This window comes from Rhizobium sp. NZLR10, from assembly GCF_019685125.1.
GTDB lineage: Bacteria > Pseudomonadota > Alphaproteobacteria > Rhizobiales > Rhizobiaceae > Rhizobium.
Window position 1 is genome coordinate 104,143 of record NZ_JABDWE010000021.1, and the last position, 25,571, is coordinate 129,713.

Below are 25,571 nucleotides of genomic sequence, written 5' to 3' on the forward strand. Positions count from 1 at the left end.
GTTACCTCACGGCTGTTACTTGATATAGGTGGCGAGTTTAAGGCCGGCATTCATGAAATATACTGGATCGACCGCGTGGCCGTCCTGGCGCACCTCATAGTGCAGATGCGTTCCCGTCGAGCGGCCGGTGCTGCCGGCAAGGCCGATGACGTCGCTGCGGTCGACCGTGTCGCCGACCTTGACCAGCACTTGCGACATATGGCCGTAGCGCGTCGATATGCCGTTGCCGTGATCGACCTCGACCATGTTGCCGTAACCGCCGGTCCAGCCGGCGGCGATGACCTTGCCAGGCGCCGACGGGCGGATCTTCTCGCCCGGCGTGAAGCGGAAATCGATGCCGGAATGCAGCGCGAGCCGGCCGAGGAAAGGGTCGCGGCGATTGCCGAAGGGGCTGGTCACGTCCTTGCCGAGCGCGGGATTGCGGAAGGGCAGGGATTCGGCGGTGCTGCGCACGGACTCCAGCCGGGTCAGCGCGCCGTCGAGCGCTGCCAGCGAATTGTTGAAGTCGTCGTTGCTTTCAGGCTCGACATAGGGGCCGCCGACGGCATCGTCGTCTTGCCTCGCCGCAGTCTCCTCCGGCACCGGAATCTTGAAGCGGGTCAGCACGGTGCCGATGACATTGGCGGCATTGCCGGCGTCGCTCGTCAGCTGCTCGACGCGGTTGCGCTGGTCCTGTTCGACACCCTTCAGCGACAGCGTCACGTTGGAGAAGATGCGGTCGGCACGGTCGCCGACCGTCTCGGCGGCCGGCACATAGGCAAGCGTGGAATTGTCGGGTGTCGCATCGGCGGGGGCGCCGCTCGCCAGCTGTTTCTCGATCGCCTGGATGCCGCCACCGGTCAGCGAAGCGCGCTTGTCCTTGATATCAGGGGCATAGGACTGAACGGGCGAAGAGGGGGCAGCGAGAGCGCCGTCCTTTTCCGTCAGGCCGGAGCTTTCCGCCCGGTCGAGCAGATTGTCGAGCTTGCCATGGCGCGAGGTCAGCGCCATCTGCTGCTCCATCAGCTTGTCGACCTTGTCCTCGACCACCTGCTGGTCGAGGAGCTGCCGGGAGGTGATGCGGTCGACTTGCGCGCGAAGGGCGGCGATGCGGTCTTCATAATCGTGCTGCATGCGGGCTTGCCGCGCCATGGTGGCGCCGATCAGATCGTCGCGCAGCACGAGATAGGAGGTGGCGAGGAGATAGCCGATCGAAAAGGCGCCGACGAGGCAGACAGCAAGGGCTGCCATCCACGGCCGGACCGTCATGTGGCGGACCTTATCGCCGCTTGCGAGGATCAGGATATGCTCCTGCGCCCGCCTGCCGAATACCCGGTGCTGATGTCCGCTGTCCACGCAGGCTCTCCCGATTGATGCGCTACGCCTCTTTCGGAAAATTAGACACCCTTATGGTTAACGAATGCTTTCTTTGTCGCCGCCCGCGCCAGAAATACCAGCTATTTCAGGCGTGGCTGATCGATGCGAGCGCGCGGTAGAAGGATGGCGTCAGGCCGGCCTCGGCGCGGGCAAGATCGTTGAAGGGCGGCTTCAACGGTCCGCGGAAATTGGCGCGCACCAGCTCCTGGAAGGCTTTTGCCGGGTCGCGCTTCTCCCGGGCGCATAGGAAGCGGAACCATTTGGCGCCGACGGCGACGTGGCCTTTCTCGTCGTTGTAGATGACGTCGAGGACCGCGGCACTTTCGAGATCGCCGGTCTGGCGCATCTTTGCCTGCAGCGACGGCGTGACGTCGAGGCCGCGGGCTTCGAGAATCAGCGGCACGACGGCGAGCCTTGCCGTCAGATCGTTGCGCGTCGAATGGGCGGCCTGCCAGAGCCCGTCATGGGCGGGCAGATCGCCATAATCGGCGCCGAGATCGTTGAGGCGGGCGCGCACCATGCGGAAATGCTTCGCCTCCTCGAAGGCAACCTGCATCCAGCCGTCGAAAAAGGAGTTCGGCACCTGCTCGGTTGCGAATCGCGCGACGATATCGAGCGCCAGATCGACGGCATTGAGCTCGATGTGGGCGATGGCATGCAGCAGGGCGATCCGGCCTTTCAACGTATGCAGCGAGCGCTTTTCCACCTGGGTCGGCGGCGTCAGCAGCGGTCTGTCAGGACGGCCGGGCCTGTCCGGCAAAGCGGCATCGAGCGGCGAGCGCAACGACACCCGGCGGGCAAACCAGCGGGTGGCGCTTTCCTGCGCCAGCGCCGTCTTGCGGTCGAGATCGGCGGAGCAGATGGCATCGATTGCGCCGCCGCGCAGCGACGTTATCGCAAGATCTCCGGTCACGCGGCCAGATTCCGCACCGCCTCGAGCACGGTTTCGGCATGGCCCTGCACCTTCACCTTCTGCCAGATGGTGGCGATCGTGCCGTCCTGGCGGATGAGGAAAGTGGTGCGCTCGACGCCCATGAAATTGCGGCCGTACATGCTCTTTTCCTTCCAGACGCCATAGGCCTGCAACGTGGTCTTTTCCTCGTCCGAGGCAAGCGCCACCGAAAGACGGTGTTTCCTGACGAATTTGTCATGGCAGGCGGCCGAATCGGGCGACATGCCGATGACGGCCACACCCGCTGCCTCGAACTCGCCTGCCAGCGCGGTGAAGGCCAGTGATTCGGCGGTGCAGCCTGTCGTATCGTCCTTGGGATAGAAGAACAGGACGAGTGGCCTGCCCTGGAATTCGGCCAGCGAGACGCGGCCGCCGCCGTCGCGGGGAAGGTTGAAATCAGGAGCCGTGGCGCCGATGCCTGGAACCGCCATTGGGAAAACCTTTCTTTTGCCGGGTTTGTGGATGACACTTTCTCTCCCCGAATTATATAGTGGACGGAAACCCGTCCAGCATGGCCGGGTTCAATTCTTCATTTAAAGGGAGAGCCCGAAGGCGCATGTCAGCCATCCGCGGCGAAAAGGTCACGTTTCGCAAGAAGGATATCGTTGCGCTGGACCGCTTGCCGTCCGCTCAGGCCGAGGATCCGATCATCGTCCATTGCCCGCCGCCGCGTTCGCCGATGCGCCGGACAGCGAAGCTGACCGCGGGATTTCTGGGCCTGATCCTCCTTGTTCTCGCGGCGATCGTCTTTACCGTCGAGAGCGGCATGTTCGACAAGCCGCTGTCGCAGCAGGCGCAGGCGGCGTTGAACGGCGTGGCCGGACCGCGTTACCACGCCGAGGTCGGCTCCACCGTCATCCGTTTCACCTCGGATTTCCGGCTGGCGCTGGAAGCGCGCAACGTCAACATGATCGATGAGCAGAGCGGCCAGCACCTGTCGACGACGGGTTCGGTGCGCCTGGGGCTCGATCCGCTGCAGCTTTTCCGCGGCCGCATCGCCGTCACCGACATCGAAGCGGAGGATATCGCGCTCGATACCGCGCTTTTGCCCTCCGGCAATCCTCTGACGCTCGACGATCTGCGCATCGACGCCATGCCGGCGGCGACGGAGAAGATCTTCTCGCAATTCGACATGTTCGACAGCGTCGTGACCCGGGGCTCAACCAATTCGGTACGGATCTCCGGCATAACTATCAAGCTTGCCGATACCGCCAACGGCCCACTGTCGCTGGTCGTCGACAACCTCGTCTTTGCCCATGCCGGCCCATCCTCGCTGCAATTGAGCGGCGAGGTGGCGCTGAACGGCGAGGTGGCGAAGCTCGATGTACTGGCCGAGAAGGAAGACGGCCACGTATCGAAGGTGGTGGCGACGCTCAGGCATGCCGACCTCACGCCCTTTTCGCTCAAACGCAACGATCAAGGCGTGATCCGGCAGGGGCTCAGCGCGTTTGCCGACCTGACGGTGTCGGCCACCAGGGGGCGCGATGGCGTGGAGCCGGCGCTTGCGGCGACGATCGACATCGATCCCGGCCTGATCTATGCGGATGGCGATCCGCAGGAGCTATCGGGCGGGCAGATCAACCTCGTCTATGATTTCGCCAAGCAGACGCTCGAGATCGCCCGGTCGAATGCCCGGTTCGGCGCGACCACGCTTCCGATCAACGGCGCGCTGATCGATCTCGACAAGCTCGACCCGCAGGCCGGCAAGGGCTTCGGCATCGATCTGCTGGTCAGCGGCGGCATGGCAGCCCCCAGCGGCTCCGGCGAGCAGCCGCTCTCTTTCGATATCCAGGCGACCGGGCGCTACCTTGTCGCCGGGCGGGAATTCCAGTTTCCCAATATGGCCGTCTCCAGCTCGCTCGGCGCGCTTTACGGGGCACTGCACGTCAAGCTCGGGGGCAAATCGCCGGAGATCAGCTTTGCCGGCCAGTCGGCACAACTGCAGACGACGGCGATCAAGCAAATGTGGCCATTCTGGATGGCGCCCAAGGTGCGCACCTGGGTACAGGGCAACCTCTTCGGCGGCACCGTCACCAACGCTGCCATCTCCGTTTTCATTCCCTTCGGCAGGCTGGACGAGGCAGCCGGCGGCAAGGGGTTGAAGCTCGACGCCAACCAGATCCGCATCGGCTTCGACATCACGGGAGCGCGGATGAACGTTGCCGGCGACATTCCGCCGATCCGTGACACCTCGGCCCATTTCGACCTGGCCGGCCCGGTTGCGACGATCGCGATCAAAAGCGGCACGTCGTTTTTCCCCTCCGGCCGATCCGTCGGTCTCGGGCAGGGAACCTTCATCATGCCCGCCACCTACGACAAGCCGCTGATGGCGGATATCGATCTTACGGTCTCCGGGGCAGCGGATGCCGTCGGCGAGCTTCTGACCTACAGACCGATCCGGGTGCTGCAGCGCGCCGGCTTTACGCCCGACGATTTCAAGGGGCGGATCGAGGCGAACGTGAAGGCGCATTTCGGCCTGCTCGCCTCGCAGAACCCGCCGCCGGCCGAATGGACGGCGGCCATGAAGCTCACCGATGTCGATCTTGGCAAGCCGTTTTCCGGCCGCACGATCAGCAATCTCAACGGTACGCTGAACGGCAATCCGAAACAGATCACGCTCGACGCCAAGGCCCAGATCGATGGCGTCCCCGCCGATATCGATCTTACCGAACCGGTCGAGGCATCCGACAGTGCGAAGCGGCAGCGGGTGATCACCGCGACGCTTTCCGAGGAGCAGCGCAACAAGCTGATCCCCGGCCTTTCCGGAATCGTCGGCGGCAGCGTGAAGATGGTGCTGACGCGGATCGACGACGACCGGCAGGACGTTCAGCTCGAGCTTACCCGGTCGCAACTCGACCTGCCGTGGATCGGCTGGTCGAAGGGCAGCGGCATTGCAGCTTCGGCCGAATTCGAAACCTCCGGCCCGGCCGACAATACCCAGATCAAGAACTTCCGGCTGAAGGGCGACGGTTTCGGCGCCAACGGATCGATGAACGTCGGCAAAAATGGGCTGATCTCAGCCGATTTCGACAGCGTCAAACTCTCCTCGCTGGACGATTTCGCCCTGTCGGTGAAGCGCAGCAAGGGCAATTTCGACGTCTCGGTCTCCGGCGACAGCGCCGATGCGCGGCCAGTTATCGCGCGGCTGAAATCGGGCTCGGGCGATGGCGATGGTGACGGGGATGCCGGCGACACCGGCGTATCGGTGCGCGCCAGGCTGAAAAACGTCATCGGCTTCAACGATGAGAAGATCGGCAATTTCCAGGCGCAGGTGTCACTTCGCGGCGACAAGCTGCAAGCGCTGAACTTTTCCGCCGTTACCGACAGCGGTGAAGCCGTGGTCAGCCAGATGAAGGACGGTGGCGTCATCAACATCACCAGCGGCGATGCCGGCGCGGTCTCGCGTTTTGCCGATCTCTACAAGCACATGCAGGGCGGCCTGCTCAATCTGGCAATCAGGCTTTCGGCACAGGGCGGCTGGGACGGTTCGCTCGACGTGCGCCGGTTCTCGATCGTCAACGAACAACGGCTGCGCTCGATCGTCTCGACGCCTGTCGGCAACGAGCAGCGCAGCCTCAACGAAGCCGTCAAGCGCGAGATCGATACCTCGTCGCAACGCTTTCAGCGCGGCTTTGCCCGCGTCGTCTCGCGCGATGGCATGGTCGGCATCGAGAATGGCGTGCTGCGCGGCGACCAGATCGGCGCGACCTTCCAGGGCGTGGTGCGCGACCGCAAGGGCAATATGGACATGACCGGCACCTTCATGCCGGCCTACGGCCTAAACCGGCTGTTTGCCGAACTGCCGCTGATCGGCGTCATCCTCGGCAACGGCAGCGACCGCGGCCTGATCGGCATCACCTTCAAGCTCACCGGCAAGTTCGACCAGCCAAACCTGCAGATCAACCCGCTGTCGATCATCGCACCGGGTGTCTTCCGGCAGATCTTCGAATTCCAGTAGGGCGCGGAACCTAAAGCGCGTCGCATCAAATTTGAATCATGCGGCGCGCTTTAGTTCTTTGTTTTTATGCATGTCGTTTTCCCGGAACCGCTGCACACTTCCGGTCGACATGCATTAAATTTCCTTGCGCCTGAGGAGATAGTCGAGGCCACCGACGCGGTACCAGCGATAGCCATAGGCGTCGAGCACGACGGTGTGGCAGCCTTTCTCGTCCGCTTCGCTGCTCGCGCCGTCGGCGATATCGATCAACTGTCGCCCGTCTTTGCCTCTGTCCGGATCGAAGGTGACTTCTGCCGGCTGCGCATGCAGATTGTGCAGGATCAACACGGAATTGCCGCGCCAGTCGTAACGAAGCGCTAGCACGCCGTCGTTTCCGGTGTCGACCACAGCGAAATCGCCCCAGCCGATCTCAGGAGCTTCCTTGCGCATCCGGATCATTCGTTCGGTCCAGTTCAGCAATGAATTGGCATCGCGCCGCTGCTCGGCGACGTTGACATGCTGGAAGCCGTAGGGGCCGTCCTTGATGACAGGCGAGACAGGCTTTCGACTTTTGGTGAAACCGCCTTCCGGTTCGGTCGACCACTGCATCGGCGTGCGGGCGCAATTGCGTTCTGGCAGAGCGAGATCGTCGCCCATGCCGATCTCGTCGCCGTAACGGATGACCGGCGTTCCGGGCAGCGAAAACAGCAGGCTGTAGGCCATCTCGATCCTGTGGCGGTCGCCGCCGAGCATCGGCGCCAGGCGACGGCGAATGCCCCTGTTATAGAGCTGCATGTCCTTTTCAGGCCCGAAGGCGGCAAAGACGGCGTCGCGCTGCTTTTCCGACAGCCGGCCGAGATCCAGTTCGTCGTGGTTGCGGAGAAACAGGCCCCATTGCGCGGTTGCCGGGCGCGGTTTCGTCGTCTCCATCGCCTTCTTTAGCGGTCGCGTATCGGCGCTGGCAAGAGCATAAAACAGCGCCTGATTGACCTGGAAATTGAACATCATCTGCATGCGGTCGCCATCGTCGCCGAAATATTCGAAATTGTCCTTCGGCAGGATGTTGGCTTCGGCGAGGATGATGGAATCGCCGAGCCGCCACTGCAGGAATTCGCGAAATTTTCTCAACATGTCGAACTGCTCGACCGGCTTGCTGACATCGGCGCCTTTCCTAGCGATGATGAAGGGGGCGGCATCCATCCGAAAGCCGGAGACGCCGAGCTGGATCCAGAAGCCCATGATCTTGAGGATTTCGGCCTGCACCTCGGGATTGGACGTGTTGAGATCGGGCTGATGATCGTAGAAACGGTGGAAATAATAGGCCTTGGCCTTCTCGTCATGGGTCCATGTGGTCTTCTGGACGCCGGGGAAGACCATGCCCTGATCGGCATTAGCCGGCTTTTTCTCAGACCAGACGTACCAATCGCGATAGCGTGACTGCGGATCGCTCCTGGCCTCCTGGAACCAGGGATGATCCTTGGATGTGTGATTGATCACCAGATCGATCAACACGCGGATACCGCGCTGCTTGGCGCCGTGGGTGAATTCGACGAAGTCGCCGAGCGTGCCGTAGCGTGGGTCGACATTGTAATAATCCGAGACGTCGTAACCGTCGTCGCGACCGGGTGAAGCCTGGAAGGGCATCAGCCAGATTGCCGTCACGCCGAGGCCGGAGAGATAGTCGAGGCGCCGCATCAGCCCCTGAAAATCGCCGACGCCGTCACCGTTTGCATCCATGAAGGTCTCGACCGACAGGCAGTAGATGACGGCGTTTTTATACCAGAGGTCGTTGATCATGCCGGCGCTCCAATCCAATCTGGTCGCAAATCCCGGCGGGCGGAAAAGGTTCCGATAAAGCGCTGATTGTCGTGCGGCTTGTTCGCTAATTCCGACTTATACTGACAAGTCCGACATTGATGCTTTGCCTATTTTAGGTAACTCTGATGTAATGTGAATCCCGGCCCGCAAAACGGTCGGCGCAATGTCGGAGGATGCCATGCAGTGCGCTCGGACAGTCTCGTTCCTATCGGTCGCGGTGGCCGCTGCTGCAGCCGGCCACCATGCGTCATACTCTGCAGAGAAGAGCGAGCGGCTGAAACCGCCGGAGCTCATCCGTTCCGCCCATGTACTGGCGGTTCCTCTCGATGCGACGGTGACACCGCCGATCTTCTCGATCAGCTGGTGGTCCCGCGTGACGCACGCGCCAGACGTCAATCCACCACCCTATGTCTTCCGGGAGGCCGAACGAACGGACGCGGCATCTCGGCCCGGAGTTGAGTGAGGGGTGCGCGCCAACGCATGAGTTGGGCAAAGAAAAAGCCGGCGCGAGCGCCGGCTTTGATTTGTTCGCAATTGAAGCCGCTTACGCCGCGCGGCGGATCAGGATGTGCTTCTTTTTGCCGAGCGAGAGCTTGATGACGCCGTCGGCGGTGATTTCGTTGCTGCCGATCAGCCGGCGCTCGTCGCTGACGGCCTCGTCGTTGATGCGCACCGCGCCGCCCTGGATGTGACGGCGAGCCTCGCCATTCGAGCCGGCAAGACCAGCGCGGACCATCAGCGACAGCAGGCCGATGCCGCCGTCGAGTTCGGTGCCAGGGATGTCGACCGAAGGCAGGTTTTCGGCGACGCGGCCTTCCTCGAAGGTCTTGCGCGCCGTTTCGGCGGCCTGATCGGCGAATTCTCGGCCGTGCAGGATCGCCGTTACCTCAGTCGCGAGGATCTTCTTGACCTCGTTGATCTCCGAACCGCCGAGCGCCGAGAGACGGGCGATTTCATCCATCGGCAGCGTCGTGTAGAGCTTCAGGAAGCGCGAGACGTCGGCGTCCTCGGTGTTGCGCCAGTACTGCCAGAAATCGTAGGCCGAGAGCATGTCGGCGTTCAGCCAGATAGCGCCCGTCGCCGACTTGCCCATCTTGGCGCCCGACGACGTCGTCAGCAGCGGCGATGTCAGTGCATAAAGCTGCGGTGTCCCCATGCGGTGACCGAGATCGATACCGTTGACGATATTACCCCACTGATCCGAACCGCCCATCTGCAGACGGCAGCCATAGCGCTTGGCGATCTCGACGAAGTCGTAGGCCTGGAGGATCATGTAGTTGAATTCCAGGAAGGACAGCGACTGTTCGCGGTCAAGGCGCGTCTTCACGCTGTCGAAGGACAGCATGCGATTGACGGAGAAGTGCTTGCCGACATCGCGCAGGAATTCGAGGTAGTTCAGCGAGCGCAGCCATTCGGCATTGTTGATCATCAGCGCGTCCTTCGGACCGTCGCCGTAATTCAGATAATTGGAGAAGGCGCGCTTGATCGAGGCGATGTTGCCTTCGATCGTATCCACGGTCATGAGCTGGCGCGCCTCTTCCTTGAAGGAGGGGTCGCCGACCATACCGGTGCCGCCGCCCATTAGCGAAATGGCCCGATGACCGGTCTTCTGCATCCAATGCAGCATCATGATCTGGATCAGCGAGCCGGCGTGCAGGCTGGGCGCCGTCGGATCGAAGCCAATATAAGCCGTCACGGTTTCCTTGGCGAACAGGTCGTCGAGGCCGCGTTCATCGGAGACCTGATGAATGAAGCCGCGCTCTTTCAGCGTGCGGAGGAAATCGGACTTGAAATCGGACATGGCTTTCGTCTCTTGGTGTCTGCGTTTGACCCATATGGCTTCACGCAAGTTCGTTGTTGTTGATCTATCGCGGCGCGTTTAGCACTGTTTTTATAAAAGTGCATCCGGGAATCGCATGGGAGGCAAGCCGCATGGATGTCATCAGAACCGCGATCGGCCTGATGAGCGGCACGTCGATGGATGGAATCGATGTGGCGCTGCTCAGGACTGACGGCCGCGGCTTCATCGAGCGTGGCCCGTTCATGGGGGTACCCTATGACGCCGATTTTCGCGAGCGGCTGAAACGGGCGCTGGAACTGGCGCGGCCGCTGACCGACAGGAACGAGCGGCCCACTGAGCTTGGCGACATCGAGCGCGAGTTGACCCAACGGCATGCAATTGCCGTTACGGCATTCCTGGCGCGTTTCGGGTTCGCTGCCGGTGATATCGATGTTCTCGGCTTCCATGGGCAGACGGTGCTTCATCGACCCGACGAGGGGCTGACGATCCAGATCGGCGACGGCCAGGAACTGGCGCGCCGAACCGGCATATCGTTGGTCTATGACATGCGGGCCAACGATATGGTTCACGGCGGCCAGGGCGCACCGCTGGTGCCTGCCTATCACGCAGCGCTCGCGGGAAAATTCCAGCAGGCCGGGCAGGCTGTCTGTTTCGTCAATATCGGCGGGATCTCCAATCTGACCTTCATCGGCACGGACGGGCGGATATCGGCCTTCGATAGCGGCCCGGGCAATACGCTGATCGACCAGTGGGTGGAGATGCAGACCGGCAAAACCTTTGATCCCGGCGGCGAGATCGGCGGACGCGGCAAGGTGGTGGCCGCTCTCGCGGAGCGATATCTGGAAAGCCCGTTTTTTCGCGGCAATATCCGGCGTTCGCTCGATCGCGGCGATTTCGCACCGCTTCGGGTTGGGGAGGCGAGCCTTGAGGACGGCGCCCGGACGCTGGCGCACGTCGCCGCCGCGTCGATTGTCAAATCCGCCGGTTTCCTGCCGGAGACCCCGTCGACCTATATCGTCTGCGGCGGCGGGCGGCTGAACGGCACCTTGATGGCGGAACTTTCGGCCATGGCCGAAGCGCTGGGGTCGAAGGTATTGACCGCCGAAGAGGCCGGCTTCGACGGCGACGCGATGGAGGCCGAGGCCTGGGCCTATCTCGCCGTGCGCTCGCTGGATGGGCTGCCATTGACATTTCCAGGCACGACGGGGGTCGCCGCTCCCGTCAGCGGCGGGGTGCTGGCAAGGCCATGAGCGTGAGGATCATCCTCACGACGCCGCGGCTCAGTGTCGTCATGCACGGCTTTCTAACTCACCGCTGACACGCGGCCGGCAAAGATCTAACTCTTTACGGCAATCGGCCGGACATTGGATTTGCGCCCCGCCTGATTGCCATCCTCGACGCCCCTGACCTGGGCGATGAACGAAAACTTCTTGCGAAGGCCGAGGATCGGTTTCTCGATGAAATGCCAGGACAGCACCGCGACGGCGAGAGCCGAGGGCAAGCCGACGAGATAGAGCGCCAGCGCACCGTATTTCGGGTAGAGAAAGACCGTGGGGAACGAGCTGATCCAGATCTGCAAGAACGGGTCATGGTAGAGGTAGACGCCGTAGGAATAGTCGCCTTTCCTGAAAAAGGCCGGAATGGGCACCTCCGACAGGCCGAGGAAGACTGTGATGTAAACCAGCGAGGTGATGACGATCGGCCGGTTGATCACTGACTCCACAGCCCGGCTGTCGAGGGTGAGAATGGCGACGATGCAAACCAGGCAGGCGGCGGCGAATAGCCATCGGGAATACGGAATGACCGCTTTAAACTGAAAGACGGCGATGCCCATCATGAACGCCGTAATCAGCTGGGAGCCCCGGCTCATGAACAGGAAGCGCGCGATCGGCTTGATCGAGCCCGGGAACAGATAGGGCATCTTCTGCACGATGAGGCCGATGACGATATAGGCGGCCGTCACGGCAAGCAGCTTGTAGCGGGTCTTCACGATGGCGGTGACCATCAGGAACGACATGATGATGTAGCAGAATATCTCCCAGGGAACCGTCCAGAGCGCGCCGTTGACACGTTGGCTCGGATTATCCTGGAAAACGCCAGGCAACTCGTAATGGATCCAGCCGACGATATTCAGGAAGTATTTGAAAAATCGCGGATCGGTAAAATATTCGGAGTGATAGACGATTGTTATGATCGGCCCGATGATCAGCGAACAAACGACGATATCGACGGCAAGTGCCGGGACGATGCGCAAGCCACGATTGATCAGGAAGTTCCGGAGGCTCAGTCGCTGGGCGCTGCCGGCGATCAGAAATCCGCTCAACGCGAAAAACATCGGAACAAGAGCGTATTCAGCAAACCAGAATACCGACCCCCTGATGAAGGCATCATTCCTTGTCAGCAAAAAGGAATGGGTCAATACGATAGAAAAGGCGAGCCCAATTCGAAGAAAATCGAACCCCGGACCGATACCCCTATACTTATCCAGGACTTCCCCGAACGACTTGGTCATTGCGGACCTCGCTTTAGTTAGGATCGCGAGGAACCTACCGCACTGCAATATAGATTGCAACACGGTAGGCGATCTGTTCCGGCACAAAGGGGCCGGTGGCGTCCCGGACCGGCTCCGCTTGGGGATGACCGGCTCTGGCTATGGCGTTAGCGGATCCGCTTGGCCGCCGGCTCCGGCACCAGTTCGCCGTTGAGGCGGCGGTCGAGATAGTCCTCGCATTCGCCCATCAGCGTTTCCACCTGGCCGTTGAAGAAATGGTTGGCGTTGGAAACGGTGCGATGGGTAATGAGAATGCCCTTCTGGGTTTTCAGCTTCTCGACAAGGCCGTTGACGTCCTTTTCCGGCGCCACCTTGTCGGCCTCGCCGTTGATGATCAGGCCGGAGGAGGGGCAGGGCGCCAGGAAGGAGAAGTCGTAGGTATTCGGCTGTGGGGAAATCGACATGAAGCCTTCGATCTCCGGCCGACGCATCAGCAGCTGCATGCCGATCCAGGAGCCGAAGGAATAACCGGCGACCCAACAGGTCTTCGAATCGGGATGAAGGCTTTGCACCCAGTCGAGCGCCGAGGCGGCATCCGAAAGTTCGCCGGCGCCGTGGTCGAATTCGCCCTGGCTGCGGCCGATGCCCCGGAAATTGAAGCGCAGCGTCGTGAACCCACGCTTCTGGAACATATAGAAGAGCTGGTAAACGATCTGATTGTTCATCGTGCCGCCGAATTGCGGATGCGGATGCAGAATCAGGGCGATGGGCGCACTTTTTTCCTTGGAGGGCTGATAGCGGCCTTCAAGACGGCCGGCTGGGCCGTTGAAAATGACTTCGGGCATTGGTACTCCGGGTTTTATTTCGCGTTCGCGCTGCGTTTGGACGACAACATGACTTGACTAGTGTTGTCAGGTTTTCTAAAACGCAGTTTAGAACAATTCGAAACTTGCATGGCGATCCACGCATCGTGGAATGTGTCATAAGGCAAGCCCGGCGGAAATTTCAAGAAAAATGAACCGCGGGTGCTGAAGCAAGGTCGTCAAGCGCAGGACTGAAGATCATGGCGCCGCCACGCCTTTATCTCGACTGGAATGCCACAGCGCCGCTGCACCCCGCAGCACGCGCGGCGATCATGCGCGCCATCGACGTTTTCGGCAATCCAAATTCCGTTCACGGCGAAGGCCGTGCTGCCCGCGCTGCAATCGAAGGCGCGCGGCGCAAAGTGGCGGCACTGGTCGGCACCGACGCCGGCAATGTGGTCTTTACCAGCGGCGCCACCGAGGCGGCCAATCTGGTGCTGACCCCGGATTTCCGCATGGGCCGCACGCCGCTTCAGCTCGGCCGCCTCTACTTTTCGGCAATCGAGCATCCGGCTGTGCGCGAAGGCGGCCGCTTTGCCAGGGAGAAGATGACCGAGGTCCCGGTGACGGAGGCCGGCATCGTCGATCTCGATGCGCTGGGCCTGCTGCTTGCTGCACATGACAAGGCCGCCGGCCTGCCGATGGTCGCCATCATGCTCGTCAACAACGAGACCGGCATCGTCCAGCCGGTCGAGGCGGCGGCAAAGATCGTCCACGCCCATGGCGGGCTCTTTGTCGTCGACGCCGTTCAGGCGGCTGGCCGCATCGGGCTCGATATCGGCAAGATCGGTGCCGATTTCATGATCATTTCCTCGCACAAGATCGGCGGGCCGAAGGGCGCCGGCGCGCTAATTGCCCGCGGCGAGGCGCTGATGCCGCGGCCGCTGATCCAGGGCGGCGGACAGGAGCGGGGTCACCGCTCCGGCACACAGAACTCACTGGCGCTGATCGGCTTCGGTGCGGCGGCAGAAGCCGCGGCCGACGAACTCGAGGCGCGTAATGTGGAAATCGGCGCGCTGCGCGAGCGGCTGGAAGCCGGCATGCGTGAGGCGGCTGCCGATGTGATGATCCACGGCGAGGGTGGCGAGCGTGTCGTCAATACGATCTTCTTCACCCTGCCGGGGCTGAAGGCCGAGACCGGACAGATCGCCTTCGATCTCGAAGGTGTGGCGCTTTCGGCAGGCTCGGCCTGCTCATCCGGTCGGCTCGGCGAAAGCCATGTGCTGACGGCGATGGGCCGTGACGCCAAGCTCGGAGCGCTGCGCATCTCGCTCGGTTTTGCGACGACGGAAGAGGATATCGACCGGGCGATTGCGGCTTTTGCGAAGATCGCCTGCCGGCGAAGGTCGGCCGGCGAGGCGGCTTGACCGCGTCATAAACTTGCGGAAACGCAAATTTTCGCTTGCCAATCGGGCTGAAAAGTCCCTTTTGGCCACCTACATCAGGGCAAGAGAATTGCCCATGCGCTACAAGCTGCCGGACCTTGTATCCGGCGAGATTGGAGAACGAAATGGCTGCCGTCCAGGAAACGATCGACCAGGTCCGCCTGATCGATGTCGACCAGTACAAATACGGTTTCGAAACCGTCATCGAAATGGACAAGGCGCCGAAAGGCCTGTCCGAGGATATCATCCGCTTCATTTCGGCCAAGAAGCAGGAGCCGGAGTGGATGCTGGAATGGCGTCTCGAGGCCTATCGCCGCTGGCTGACGCTGGAAGAGCCGACCTGGGCGCGCGTCGATTATCCGAAGATCGATTTCAACGACATTTATTATTACGCGGCGCCGAAAAGCACGCCGGGTCCGAAGTCGCTGGACGAGGTCGATCCGGAGCTGCTGAAGGTTTATGAGAAGCTCGGCATCCCGCTGCGTGAGCAGGAGATCCTGGCTGGCGTCGAGAAGCCGAAGATCGCCGTCGACGCGGTTTTCGACAGCGTCTCGGTCGTCACCACCTTCAAGGCAGAGCTGAAGAAGGCCGGCGTGATCTTCATGTCGATCTCGGAAGCGATCCGCGAATATCCCGATCTCGTCCGGAAATATCTCGGCTCGGTCGTGCCGACGACGGACAATTATTACGCGACGCTGAATTCGGCGGTCTTCACCGACGGTTCGTTCGTCTTCGTACCGAAGGGCGTTCGCTGCCCGATGGAGCTTTCCACCTATTTCCGCATCAACGAGAAGGGCACCGGCCAGTTCGAGCGCACGCTGATCATCGCGGAAGAGGGCGCCTACGTCTCCTATCTCGAAGGCTGCACGGCGCCGCAGCGCGACGAAAACCAGCTGCATGCCGCGGTGGTCGAGCTCGTGGCGCTCGACGATGCCGAGATCAAATATTCGACGGTGCAGAACTGGTATCCCGGCGACAAGAACGGCAAAGGCGGCATCTACAACTTCGTCACCAAGCGTGGCGATTGCCGCGGCGACCGCTCGAAGATCTCCTGGACGCAGGTCGAAACCGGATCGGCGATCACCTGGAAATATCCGTCCTGCATCCTGCGCGGCGATGACAGTCGCGGCGAGTTCTATTCGATCGCCGTCTCCAATGGCCATCAGCAGATCGACAGCGGCACCAAGATGATCCATCTCGGCAAGAACACGTCGAGCCGCATCGTCTCCAAGGGCATCGCCGCAGGCGTCTCCAACAACACCTATCGCGGCCAGGTCTCGGCCCACCGCAAGGCTTCGAATGCGCGCAATTTCACCCAGTGCGATTCGCTGCTGATCGGCGACAAGTGCGGCGCCCATACGGTGCCTTACATCGAGGCGAAGAATTCGACGGCGCAGTTCGAGCATGAAGCGACGACCTCGAAGATCTCCGAGGACCAGCTGTTCTACTGCCTGCAGCGCGGCATCCCCACAGAAGCGGCGATCGCCCTGATCGTCAACGGCTTCGTCAAAGAAGTGCTGCAGGAACTGCCGATGGAGTTTGCCATCGAGGCGCAGAAGCTGATCAGCATTTCGCTGGAAGGCTCTGTAGGCTGACATGAACGAGACGGACAAGAAGCGCATTCTTGAACGTCTGGAAAATATGCGAGGGGAAATATTGGCGAAAATTCGCCCCCGCGAAAGCAGATACGAGACAGAAAAGCCGCCAGAGCAGCCTTACGTGTTTCTCCAGCAGCGTATGGAAAAACCAGGAAAGTTTATTCAGATTCTCGAATGGCTTTGGCTCGTAACGCTCACGGTTTTCCGTGTCATTCGTTTTTTGGCGCGATAGCGCCGAGCATAACACGTCGACGCCCTTAGAAATTACGCGAGGCTCTAATGAGCTACGCAGAGAAAACGCAGGAACCAAAGATGCTTGAAATCAGAAACCTTCATGCCCGCATCGCCGAAGACGGCACTGAGATCATTCGTGGCCTGAACCTGACGGTGAAGGCCGGCGAAGTTGCCGCGATCATGGGGCCGAACGGCTCCGGCAAGTCGACGCTCTCCTATGTGCTGTCCGGCCGCAGCGATTACGAAGTCACCGAGGGCGACATTCTCTATAACGGCGAGAGCATTCTCGAGCTCGATCCGGCAGAACGCGCCACCAAGGGCATCTTTCTTGCCTTCCAGTATCCGGTCGAAATCCCGGGTGTCGCCACCATGCAATTCCTGAAGGTGGCGTTGAACGAGCAGCGCAAGGCGCGCGGCGAAGACGAGCTGACGACGCCGGATTTCATGCGTCGCGTCAAGGATGCCGCCGGCAAACTGCAGATCAATACCGAGATGCTGAAGCGGCCGCTGAACGTCGGCTTCTCCGGCGGTGAGAAGAAGCGGGCCGAGATCCTGCAGATGGCGCTGCTGGAGCCGAAGCTCTGCGTGCTTGACGAAACCGATTCCGGCCTCGACATAGACGCGCTGAAGATCGTCGCCGACGGCGTCAACGCGCTGCGTTCGCCGGACCGCGCCGTCGTGGTCATCACCCATTACCAGCGCCTGCTCGACTACATCGTGCCGGATACCGTCCACGTGCTCTACAAAGGCCAGGTGATCAAGTCGGGCGACAAGACGCTGGCGCATGAGCTGGAAGCCAACGGCTATGCCGACATCATCGGCGCGGCGGCCTGAGTTCGGGTGGAAAGGACGACGTCCATGAATATGCAGACGACGAGCCGCCTGACCGTGGCCGAAACGGCGTTGATCGAGGCATTCAACCATCAGATCGGCGATCTGCCGGGCAACGGCGCGGTGACGGCGCTACGCGACCGGCTTCTCGACGACCTGAAGAAGGCCGGCCTGCCGACGCGCCGCATCGAGGCCTGGCACTATACCGATCTGAAAAACCTGCTGCGCGCCTTGCCGCCGCAGGTCGGTGATGCCGGCTCCGATGCGCTTGAGCCTCTGGTTGCCGGCTCGACGGTGCTGGCGGTGATCCAGGGCCACGCCAACCAGAAGGCTGCGGCCGACGGTCTTGGCGTTTCAGCCTATAGCGAACATCTGCTCGACGGTTCCGCCGCAGACGGGCTCGATGCGCTTGGCAGCGACGACGCGGTCGGCCGCATCAACGGCAGCTTCGTGCGCGACGGCTATGTCGTCGACGTGCCTGCCGATACCGAGCTTGAAGATCCGCTCGAAATCCAGTTTGTCCATGCAGGCGGGCAGGCACATACACGCCTTCCCGTTGCCTTCGGCGCCGGTGTCAAGGCAACCGTCATCGAACGTCACCTTGCAGTGACCAGCGATGCGGCACTCGTGTCCCATGTCAGTGACATCACTGTCGGCGAGGGCGCCGAGCTAACCTGGATCATCCTGCAGCAGCATGGGGCAGACGATACGCATCTCGGCCAGATCCGCATCGATCTCGGCACGGACGCCAGGCTTCGCCTGTTCGTCATCAATGCCGGTGGCAGGCTGGTGCGCCAGGAACTGCATATCAAGGTGACGGGCGAGGGCGCCGACCTGACGGTGCGCGGCATCAACCTGCTCGGCGGTGAGAGCCATACCGACGTGACGATGATGCTTGGCCACGACGTGCCGCACACCGGCTCGACCGAAGTGATCCGCAACGTCGTCTTCGACCGCGCCAAGGGGGTCTTCCAGGGCATGATCCGGGTGGCGCCCGATGCGCAGAAGACCGACGCCAAGATGGCCTGCAACACGCTGCTGATGTCCGACGATGCCGAATTCTCGGTCAAGCCAGAGCTCGAGATCTTTGCCGACGATGTCCAGTGCGGCCACGGGGCGACGGTGACCGATATCGACGCCAATCATCTCTATTACATGATGGCGCGCGGCATTCCGGAGAACAAGGCGCGGGCGATGCTGGTCAACGCCTTCGTCGCCGAGATCGTCGAGGAACTGGAAGACGAGGCTCTGGTCGAGGCGCTGGAAGGCGTGATTTCGGCCTGGCTCGAAAAGCACGCCTGATCGGATATAGCAATGGACAAGATCGTACCGGCCGCGCCATACGACGTCGAAGCCATCCGCCGGGATTTTCCGATCCTGGCGGAGAAGGTGCACGGCAAGCCGCTGGTCTATCTCGACAACGGCGCCTCGGCGCAGAAGCCGCAGGTGGTGATCGATGCCATCTCGCATGCCTATAGCCACGAATATGCCAATGTGCATCGCGGCCTGCACTATCTCTCCAATGCCGCCACGGATGCCTATGAGGCATCGCGCGAGAAGGTGCGCCGCTTCCTCAATGCCCCTTCGGTCAACGACATCGTCTTCACCAAGAATTCGACGGAAGCAATCAACACCGTCGCCTATGGCTGGGGCATGCCTGAGATCGGCGAAGGCGACGAGATCGTCCTGACGATCATGGAGCATCATTCCAACATCGTGCCCTGGCACTTCATCCGTGAGCGGCAGGGCGCCAAGCTGGTCTGGGTTCCCGTCGATGACGAGGGCGCCTTCCATATCGAAGATTTCGAAAAGAGCCTGACGGAGCGCACCAAGCTCGTCGCCATCACCCATATGTCGAATGCGCTCGGCACCATCGTTCCCGTCAAGGAAGTCTGCCGCATCGCGCACGAGCGCGGTATTCCGGTGCTGATCGACGGCAGCCAGGGTGCGGTGCATCTGCCCGTGGATGTGCAGGATATCGATTGCGACTGGTACGTGATGACCGGCCACAAGCTCTACGGCCCATCCGGCATCGGCGTGCTCTACGGCAAGAAGGAGCGGCTTTCGCAGATGCGCCCGTTCCAGGGCGGCGGCGAGATGATTTTCGAAGTTGCCGAGGATGCTGTCACCTATAATGATCCGCCGCATCGCTTCGAGGCCGGCACGCCACCGATCGTGCAGGCGATCGGGCTCGGTTATGCGCTCGACTACATGGAGAAGGTCGGCCGCGAGGCGATCGCCCGCCATGAGGCCGATCTTGCGGCTTACGCCGTCGAGCGGCTGAAATCGGTCAATTCGCTGCGGGTGTTCGGAACGGCGCCCGACAAGGGCAGTATCTTTTCCTTCGAGCTTGCCGGCATCCATGCCCATGACGTCTCGATGGTGATCGACCGGCAGGGCGTTGCGGTGCGGGCCGGCACCCATTGCGCCATGCCGCTCTTGAAACGCTTCGGCGTCACCTCCACATGCCGTGCATCTTTCGGCATGTACAATACCCGCGCCGAGGTCGATGCCCTGGCCGATGCGCTTGAATATGCGCGCAAGTTCTTTGCTTGAGGAGTGTCCGTGATGAGCCTGGACGAAAGCGAACAGAAGATCGATGTGCGCGAAGGCATCGTGCATTCCAGCATTCCGGCCGATGAGCTGGCGCGGCTCAGCGACGACGTCATCAGCGCGCTGAAGACCGTCTACGATCCGGAAATTCCGGCCGACATCTTCGAACTCGGTCTGATCTACAAGATCGACATCGAGGACGACCGGATGGTGAAAATCATGATGACACTGACCGCCCCCGGCTGCCCGGTTGCCGGCGAGATGCCGGGCTGGGTCGAAAATGCCGTCGGCGCCGTCGAAGGTGTATCGGGTGTCGAAGTGGCGATGACCTTCGATCCGCCGTGGACGCCGGATCGTATGTCCGAAGAGGCGCAGGTCGCGGTCGGTTGGTATTAAGCAGGCCGGTATTGATCCGTTTACTTGCGACGACTACATTTGAATCACGAAGCGCCGGATCTTGACCCCGGTTGCGGAAGGAGATGAGGCCCATGGGCTTTGCAATTATGAGCATGACGGACGGGGCTGCGGCCCGCGTCAAAGCGATCGTCGAGAACTCGGGGCCGGAGGCCAAGGGTGTACGCGTCGGCATCAAGAAGGGCGGCTGCGCCGGGATGGAATATACCATCGACATGGTGACCGAACCCAATGCCAAGGACGACCTGATCGAGCGCGACGGTGCCAAAGTCTGGGTCGAGCCATCGGCGGCTCTTTACCTGCTCGGCACCGAAATGGGTTTCGAGGCGACGACGCTGCGCTCCGGCTTCACCTTCACCAATCCGAACCAGACATCGGCCTGCGGCTGCGGCGAATCCGTCGAGCTGAAACCCGCCGATCTCGCGGCCCTAGCCGCACAGCGCCAAAACGAGCCGGCGCACACCTGACACCTGTGCCCTTCAGGCTGGTGGGAAATTCTCCGCCAGCCAAGCCCTGATGAAATCCGGCTCGTCGTCGCCGAGATCATGGCCGGTCGGGACCAGTCTCGTCGTGGCGCCGGCACCGCTTTTTTCAATCTGATCCCTGATGAGCACAACGTCCTCAGGCGCGCGCCGCTCGTCGCGTTCGCCTGCCAGAATGAGGATGCGATGGTTTCTGAGGTCGGGAAAATCGGCGGCGGGTGCGGGTGATAGCGGCCGCAGCAGGACGGCCCCGGCTATGGTTTCCGGGCGATCCAGCAGGATCGAGGCGGCGATGATCGCGCTGTTCGAAAAGCCGACCAGCACAGGCGGCCGTTTCAGGAGCCCGGTTGTCGAGGCCTTCGCCAGAAAATCGGCGAGATGATGGGTCTCGTTGAAGAGGTCGGCGTCATCAAGCGTCCGGTCGGGGTTTCGGCGAAAGAAAGCAAAGCCTTCATCCCATTTAACCGCGCCCCTCAGCGACAGATAGGGCCGATCCGCCCCAACCTTGTCGGCAAGCGCGATCAGATTGCGTTCATGCATGCCGCTTCCATGCAGCAGCACCAGGGGTGCTGGATCGAGTGCGGTTCTTCCTGAGATCGAAATGAAATCCTGATATTCCGGCATGGCATCGATCCCCATCATTGGCGCGGATCGGCATAGGTCTGATTCAAGACGGGATTATAACAGCATCGCGACTTACGGGCCGTGCTCAGTCGCGCTTGATGCCCATCAGCATTTCCCACATGTCGGCGCCGGTCTCGAAGACCACGGCGTTTGCCTTGTAGCTCTGCTCGGCTTCGATCAGGTCGGTCAGTTCGGTGGCCGGATCGACATCCGACGTCGTCGGCCTGACGGCGGCCTGGACACCGCCTGAAACAACGGATGTGAGGCTGGTGTTCAGCCTGGTATAATCCGGTGTACTGCTGTTTGCGACGTTGTTGGCGATCGCGCTGATCCGGGTCGTCTGCGCCCGCATTCCCGAAAGAGCAGTGTTCGTAATGCCCGATATGTTCATCAGCGTTTCCCCAGAACTGGATAATCGTCTTTTACCTGCAAGGGTTTAGGGAATGCTGAAGGCATTGCGTTAGCGAAGACCTACAGGTCGGGCGCGTGCGGCCGTATCTGTTCCGGATTGGAACGGGATGATAGCCAGGGGTCGGTGGCGATAGAGCCGGCAGCACGTGCCAATCGACATCGGCAAGTCCCCCACCTATCCCGACGGATGGCATTCCCCTACATTGCCGGCTGATAGGCTCTGGCCTTCGCGTGATTTGTGGAGCAGGTGATGACCAAGAAGCGGCCGAAAGGCATCGAGACATACACGGCCCCGGCCGGCGGCTGGGGTGCACTCAAAGCCGTTGCCGAAACCCTTGCACGCCAGCAGGTCATCGCCCAGGGTGCTGCGACGCTGCTGAAAGCCAATCAGCCCGAGGGTTTCGATTGCCCCGGCTGCGCATGGCCCGATCCCAAACATACGAGCTCATTCGAATTCTGCGAAAACGGTGCCAAGGCGATCACCTGGGAATCGACGGCAAAGCGCGCCGGACCCGACTTTTTCGCGACGCACGGCGTTGCCGAACTCTGGCAATGGAACGACCACCAGCTGGAAGACCAGGGCCGCCTGACGCACCCGTTGATCTATGACCATGTCAGCGACCATTACCTGCCGATCGGCTGGGACGAGGCCCTTGCGCTGATCGGCGACGAACTGCGCAAACTGCCCGACCCTGACATGGCCGAATTCTATACGTCCGGACGCGCCTCAAACGAGGCGGCATTTCTGTTCCAGCTTTTTGTTAGGGCCTACGGCACCAACAATTTTCCCGACTGCTCGAACATGTGCCATGAGGCGACCAGCGTCGGCCTGCCCGACTCGATCGGGGTCGGCAAGGGCACGGTGACGCTCGAGGATTTCGATCATGCCGATGCCATCTTCAGCTTCGGTCACAATCCGGGCACCAACCATCCTCGGATGATGACCACCCTGCACGATGCCGCGAGGCGCGGCGTTCCGATCGTGGTCTTCAATCCCTTGAAAGAAAGGGCGCTTGAAAAATTCGCAGCACCGCAGAACCCGGTAGAAATGGCGATGATGTCGTCGACGCCGATCGCATCGGCCTATCACCAGGTCCGCACCGGCGGGGATCTTGCGGCCCTCAAGGGGATGATGAAGCGGATATTCGAACGCGACGACGCCGATATCACCGCAGGCGGCAAGGGCTTTCTCGATCGCGAGTTCATCAAGGCACACACGATCGGGCTGGAGGCTCTCAAGGCCGATGTCGCACAGACGGAGTGGGCGTCGATCCTCAGGAAATCGGGCCTGACGTTCGAAGCGCTGGATAGTGCTGTCGAGGTCTATCTCAATGCCCGCAACGTTATCCTCTGCTACGGCATGGGCATCACCCAGCACAGCCACGGCACCGCCAACGTCCAGCAGCTGGCCAATTTCCTGATGCTGCGGGGGAATATCGGCCGCCAGGGCGCCGGCATCTGCCCGCTTCGGGGACATTCGAACGTTCAGGGCGACCGCACGGTCGGTATCACCGAAATCCCCAATAGGGCGCTTCTCGACGGCATGGAAAAGGCCTTCGGTTTCCGCCCTCCGGAGGAGAAGGGCCACAACGCCGTCGAAGCCATCGAGGCGATCATCGAGGGCCGGTCGAAGGCGCTGGTCTGCCTCGGCGGCAATCTGGCCGTGGCGATATCCGATCCGGACGCGACGTTCATAGGCATGCGCAAACTCCACCTTGCCGTTCACATCGCGACGAAACTCAATCGCTCGCACCTGTTGATCGCCCGGACCTCGATCATTTTTCCCGTTCTCGGCCGCACCGACCAGGACATCCAGAAGACCGGACCGCAATCGGTGACCGTCGAGGATTCCATGTCGATGGTGCATGCCTCGCGCGGTTTCCTGAAACCGCCCGGCGACCAGCTTCGCTCCGAGCCTGCGATCATCGCCGGTATCGCCAAGGCAACGCTCGGCAGCAAATACGATATCGATTGGGACGGGATGGTCGGTGATTACAGCCGTATTCGGGAAAAGATCGCGGTAGTCTTTCCCGATTTTCATGACTTCAACACCAGGGTCAGGAAACCCGGCGGCTTCCGGCTGACGGTCGCCGCCGCTGACCGGCAATGGCACACTCCTTCAGGCAAGGCGCATTTCCTCACTGCGCCGGGACTGGAAGAAGATCCCCGGCTTGTCGACGCGGACACGTTGGTTCTGACGACGCTGCGCAGTCACGACCAGTACAATACGACGATCTACAGCCTCGACGACCGCTATCGCGGCGTCTTCGGCCGCCGTGACATCATCTTCATGAACAGCAAGGATCTCTCCGCTCGCGGCCTGGCCGATGGCGACAGGGTCGATATCGAATCGGTTGGGGAAACAGCCAGCAAGTCGGTCAAAGGCTTCACCGCGGTGGCCTACGACATTCCGGCCGGCTCCGTGGCTGGATATTATCCCGAGATGAACCGGGTCATCGCGCTTGCCGATTACGACCGAAAATCGGGAACCCCTGCCTATAAGGGTGTGCCTGTGAAGGTGCAGAAGTCGGCGTAAGCGGGGGAGGCGCTTGCCTGCCTCAAGCTAAAGCGCGTCGCATTTAACTTGATTCATTCGACGCGATTTAGCTCTTTGTTTTTATGCATGTCGTTATCCGGGAACCGCTGCACACTTCCCGGCGACATGCATTATCGTGACGCCACCCAGTCGTGCCAATCGCTTTCGTTGCCGTTGAACACGTTGAGGTCGATCTTGCCTTCGACGCCTTCGGAGAGGCCGGAGCCGGAGTATTGCCAGAAGAGCCACTTGCGGCCGGGGTAGACCTTGGAGGGGTGAGCGGCAACCGAGCGCAGCCAGAAGGGATAGTCGAGCATCTGGCCCTTCAGATTGTCGCGGTAGAAATCCGGCGCCGTGTAGATGATCGGGCGCTGACCGTAATAACGCTCCAGCTTGTCCATGAACACCTGCATCTTTTCCCGGACGCGGGCGGGGGATATGCGGCGCTTGCAGCTCGATTCGCCATTCCATTCGACGTCGATGACCGGCGGAAGCGCGTTTGCTTCCCTCGGCACGTTGCGGATGAACCAGTCGGCCTGTTCGCCTGCCGTCCGGCACCAGTAGAAGAAGTGATAGGCGCCGTGTTTCAGGCCGGCTTCCTTGGCCCGGCGCCAGTTTTTCTTGAACATCGGATCGAGGTGATCGCCGCCGTCCGTCGCCTTGATGTAGACGAAGTTCGCGCCTTGCCCGCGCAACGTCTCCCAATCGATCTCGCCCTGCCAGCGCGAGACGTCGACGCCATGCACGGCAAGCTTTCTCGGCGAGGTGGAGCCGAAGTTGATCGGCTTGGCATCGCGGAAGCGGTGGCCGTAGATCTGTCCGCGTGCCGGCGATCTCCTGCCGACATCGGGATCGATTCCCGGATTGGTGGGCATGAGCATCGCGACGGGCTTTTCCGTCGGCATCGGCATGCCGACCGGCCTGTCCTGGGGCACGAGCGCCTGTGGCTCCGGAACCGGTCCGGTCCAGCTCAACGCTTCCTGCGGCGCGTTTGCCTGTGTAGTGTCGCCGACGGTGGCAGCCGGTATCGGGCCGTTCGGTTTGGTGATCGCATTCGTCGTTTCCGGCGATGGCACGTTGCCCAGCACATCTTCGGCGCCGGAACTGGCGGCGCATCCCGACAGGATCAGGGCGGCAAGGAGGATTGCTGGCAAAGCCGATGAACGCATGAGAACCTGCACGCAAAACAAAAGGTCGACGGCAACATTCCTGCTGGAGGGAAACCGCCCATTTTCAATTGCTAACAGAGACTTGCTAAGAAAGGTTAAATTTGAACCCAATGCCT

At 61.3% G+C, this 25,571-nt stretch carries 22 protein-coding genes; 12 read left to right on the top strand and 10 right to left on the bottom strand.

All coding sequences use genetic code 11. The features are described 5' to 3' along the window. Positions 1-15: 15 nt before the first annotated feature. The 3 genes from HJB82_RS26690 to HJB82_RS26700 form a co-directional block, all read right to left on the bottom strand. Positions 16-1,335, bottom strand: coding sequence for a peptidoglycan DD-metalloendopeptidase family protein (locus HJB82_RS26690; RefSeq protein ID WP_221141972.1), 1,320 nt, complete (start codon positions 1,333-1,335; stop codon positions 16-18). A gap of 106 nt (positions 1,336-1,441) precedes the next feature. Next, entirely contained in the window at positions 1,442-2,269 is an 828-nt protein-coding gene (locus HJB82_RS26695) for a ferritin-like domain-containing protein (protein WP_207580609.1), read from the bottom strand. Next, positions 2,266-2,739 carry a peroxiredoxin gene (locus HJB82_RS26700; RefSeq protein WP_207580608.1) on the bottom strand — a complete coding sequence of 158 codons (474 nt, stop codon included), beginning with the start codon at positions 2,737-2,739 and terminating at the stop codon, positions 2,266-2,268. Before HJB82_RS26700 ends, HJB82_RS26695 begins: the two co-directional genes overlap by 4 nt. Before the next feature lie 125 nt (positions 2,740-2,864). Here HJB82_RS26700 and HJB82_RS26705 point away from each other — a divergent pair, with 125 nt between their 5' ends. Then, on the top strand, positions 2,865-6,266 hold the full coding sequence (locus HJB82_RS26705; protein WP_207580607.1) for an AsmA-like C-terminal domain-containing protein: 3,402 nt from the start codon (positions 2,865-2,867) through the stop codon (positions 6,264-6,266). A 114-nt stretch (positions 6,267-6,380) separates the two neighbouring features. Here HJB82_RS26705 and HJB82_RS26710 read toward each other — a convergent pair whose 3' ends face one another. Continuing rightward, the gene (locus tag HJB82_RS26710) at positions 6,381-8,042 is read right to left on the bottom strand and encodes an alpha-amylase family protein (RefSeq protein ID WP_207580606.1); all 1,662 of its coding nucleotides are present in this window, start codon (positions 8,040-8,042) and stop codon (positions 6,381-6,383) included. A 199-nt stretch (positions 8,043-8,241) separates the two neighbouring features. Between HJB82_RS26710 and HJB82_RS26715 the strand changes: the two genes are divergently transcribed. Beyond that, positions 8,242-8,526, top strand: a complete 285-nt coding sequence (locus HJB82_RS26715) for a hypothetical protein (protein ID WP_207580605.1) — start codon at positions 8,242-8,244, stop codon at positions 8,524-8,526. Between the two features lie 81 nt (positions 8,527-8,607). Here the strand turns inward: HJB82_RS26715 and tyrS are convergent, their stop codons facing one another. Further along, the gene (gene tyrS, locus HJB82_RS26720; RefSeq protein WP_221141973.1) at positions 8,608-9,864 is read right to left on the bottom strand and encodes a tyrosine--tRNA ligase; all 1,257 of its coding nucleotides are present in this window, start codon (positions 9,862-9,864) and stop codon (positions 8,608-8,610) included. A 131-nt stretch (positions 9,865-9,995) separates the two neighbouring features. Between tyrS and HJB82_RS26725 the strand changes: the two genes are divergently transcribed. Further along, positions 9,996-11,114, top strand: coding sequence for an anhydro-N-acetylmuramic acid kinase (locus HJB82_RS26725; RefSeq protein WP_207580603.1), 1,119 nt, complete (start codon positions 9,996-9,998; stop codon positions 11,112-11,114). An 86-nt stretch (positions 11,115-11,200) separates the two neighbouring features. Here the strand turns inward: HJB82_RS26725 and HJB82_RS26730 are convergent, their stop codons facing one another. Both HJB82_RS26730 and HJB82_RS26735 read right to left on the bottom strand, forming a co-directional pair. After that, positions 11,201-12,376, bottom strand: a complete 1,176-nt coding sequence (locus tag HJB82_RS26730) for an acyltransferase (RefSeq protein WP_207580602.1) — start codon at positions 12,374-12,376, stop codon at positions 11,201-11,203. A 146-nt stretch (positions 12,377-12,522) separates the two neighbouring features. After that, on the bottom strand, positions 12,523-13,200 hold the full coding sequence (locus HJB82_RS26735; RefSeq protein WP_007629230.1) for an alpha/beta hydrolase: 678 nt from the start codon (positions 13,198-13,200) through the stop codon (positions 12,523-12,525). 218 nt (positions 13,201-13,418) lie between these two features. Here HJB82_RS26735 and HJB82_RS26740 point away from each other — a divergent pair, with 218 nt between their 5' ends. The 8 genes from HJB82_RS26740 to sufA all read left to right on the top strand — a co-directional run bounded on the left by HJB82_RS26740 (position 13,419) and on the right by sufA (position 20,700). Continuing rightward, positions 13,419-14,585, top strand: a complete 1,167-nt coding sequence (locus HJB82_RS26740; RefSeq protein WP_221141975.1) for a cysteine desulfurase family protein — start codon at positions 13,419-13,421, stop codon at positions 14,583-14,585. Between the two features lie 143 nt (positions 14,586-14,728). Beyond that, complete coding sequence (gene sufB, locus HJB82_RS26745) at positions 14,729-16,198, top strand: Fe-S cluster assembly protein SufB (RefSeq protein ID WP_207580600.1); 1,470 nt, start codon at positions 14,729-14,731, stop codon at positions 16,196-16,198. A 1-nt stretch (position 16,199) separates the two neighbouring features. Then, on the top strand, positions 16,200-16,433 hold the full coding sequence (locus tag HJB82_RS26750; RefSeq protein ID WP_221117103.1) for a hypothetical protein: 234 nt from the start codon (positions 16,200-16,202) through the stop codon (positions 16,431-16,433). Between the two features lie 80 nt (positions 16,434-16,513). Further along, positions 16,514-17,269, top strand: coding sequence for a Fe-S cluster assembly ATPase SufC (sufC, locus tag HJB82_RS26755; protein WP_207580599.1), 756 nt, complete (start codon positions 16,514-16,516; stop codon positions 17,267-17,269). 24 nt (positions 17,270-17,293) lie between these two features. After that, on the top strand, positions 17,294-18,568 hold the full coding sequence (gene sufD / locus HJB82_RS26760; RefSeq protein WP_207580598.1) for a Fe-S cluster assembly protein SufD: 1,275 nt from the start codon (positions 17,294-17,296) through the stop codon (positions 18,566-18,568). A gap of 12 nt (positions 18,569-18,580) precedes the next feature. After that, on the top strand, positions 18,581-19,822 hold the full coding sequence (locus HJB82_RS26765) for a cysteine desulfurase (protein ID WP_221141977.1): 1,242 nt from the start codon (positions 18,581-18,583) through the stop codon (positions 19,820-19,822). Between the two features lie 12 nt (positions 19,823-19,834). Then, positions 19,835-20,215, top strand: a complete 381-nt coding sequence (locus tag HJB82_RS26770) for an SUF system Fe-S cluster assembly protein (RefSeq protein WP_003559708.1) — start codon at positions 19,835-19,837, stop codon at positions 20,213-20,215. 92 nt (positions 20,216-20,307) lie between these two features. After that, positions 20,308-20,700 (top strand): Fe-S cluster assembly scaffold SufA, encoded by a 393-nt coding sequence (gene sufA / locus HJB82_RS26775; RefSeq protein ID WP_207580596.1) that lies wholly within the window; start codon positions 20,308-20,310, stop codon positions 20,698-20,700. Positions 20,701-20,712: 12 nt separating this feature from the next. Here sufA and HJB82_RS26780 read toward each other — a convergent pair whose 3' ends face one another. Together HJB82_RS26780 and HJB82_RS26785 are read right to left on the bottom strand one after the other, a co-directional pair. Continuing rightward, positions 20,713-21,357: an alpha/beta hydrolase gene (locus HJB82_RS26780; RefSeq protein ID WP_259674010.1), complete on the bottom strand. Its 645-nt coding sequence runs from the start codon at positions 21,355-21,357 to the stop codon at positions 20,713-20,715. 67 nt (positions 21,358-21,424) lie between these two features. Further along, positions 21,425-21,730: a flagellar basal body rod C-terminal domain-containing protein gene (locus HJB82_RS26785; protein WP_221117107.1), complete on the bottom strand. Its 306-nt coding sequence runs from the start codon at positions 21,728-21,730 to the stop codon at positions 21,425-21,427. Between the two features lie 270 nt (positions 21,731-22,000). On the opposite strand from HJB82_RS26785, the gene HJB82_RS26790 reads away from it, so the two are divergent. Then, positions 22,001-24,286, top strand: a complete 2,286-nt coding sequence (locus HJB82_RS26790) for an FdhF/YdeP family oxidoreductase (protein WP_207580593.1) — start codon at positions 22,001-22,003, stop codon at positions 24,284-24,286. A 131-nt stretch (positions 24,287-24,417) separates the two neighbouring features. On the opposite strand, the gene HJB82_RS26795 is transcribed toward HJB82_RS26790, so the two are convergent. Next, on the bottom strand, positions 24,418-25,455 hold the full coding sequence (locus HJB82_RS26795; protein WP_207580592.1) for a GH25 family lysozyme: 1,038 nt from the start codon (positions 25,453-25,455) through the stop codon (positions 24,418-24,420). Positions 25,456-25,571: the final 116 nt, after the last annotated feature.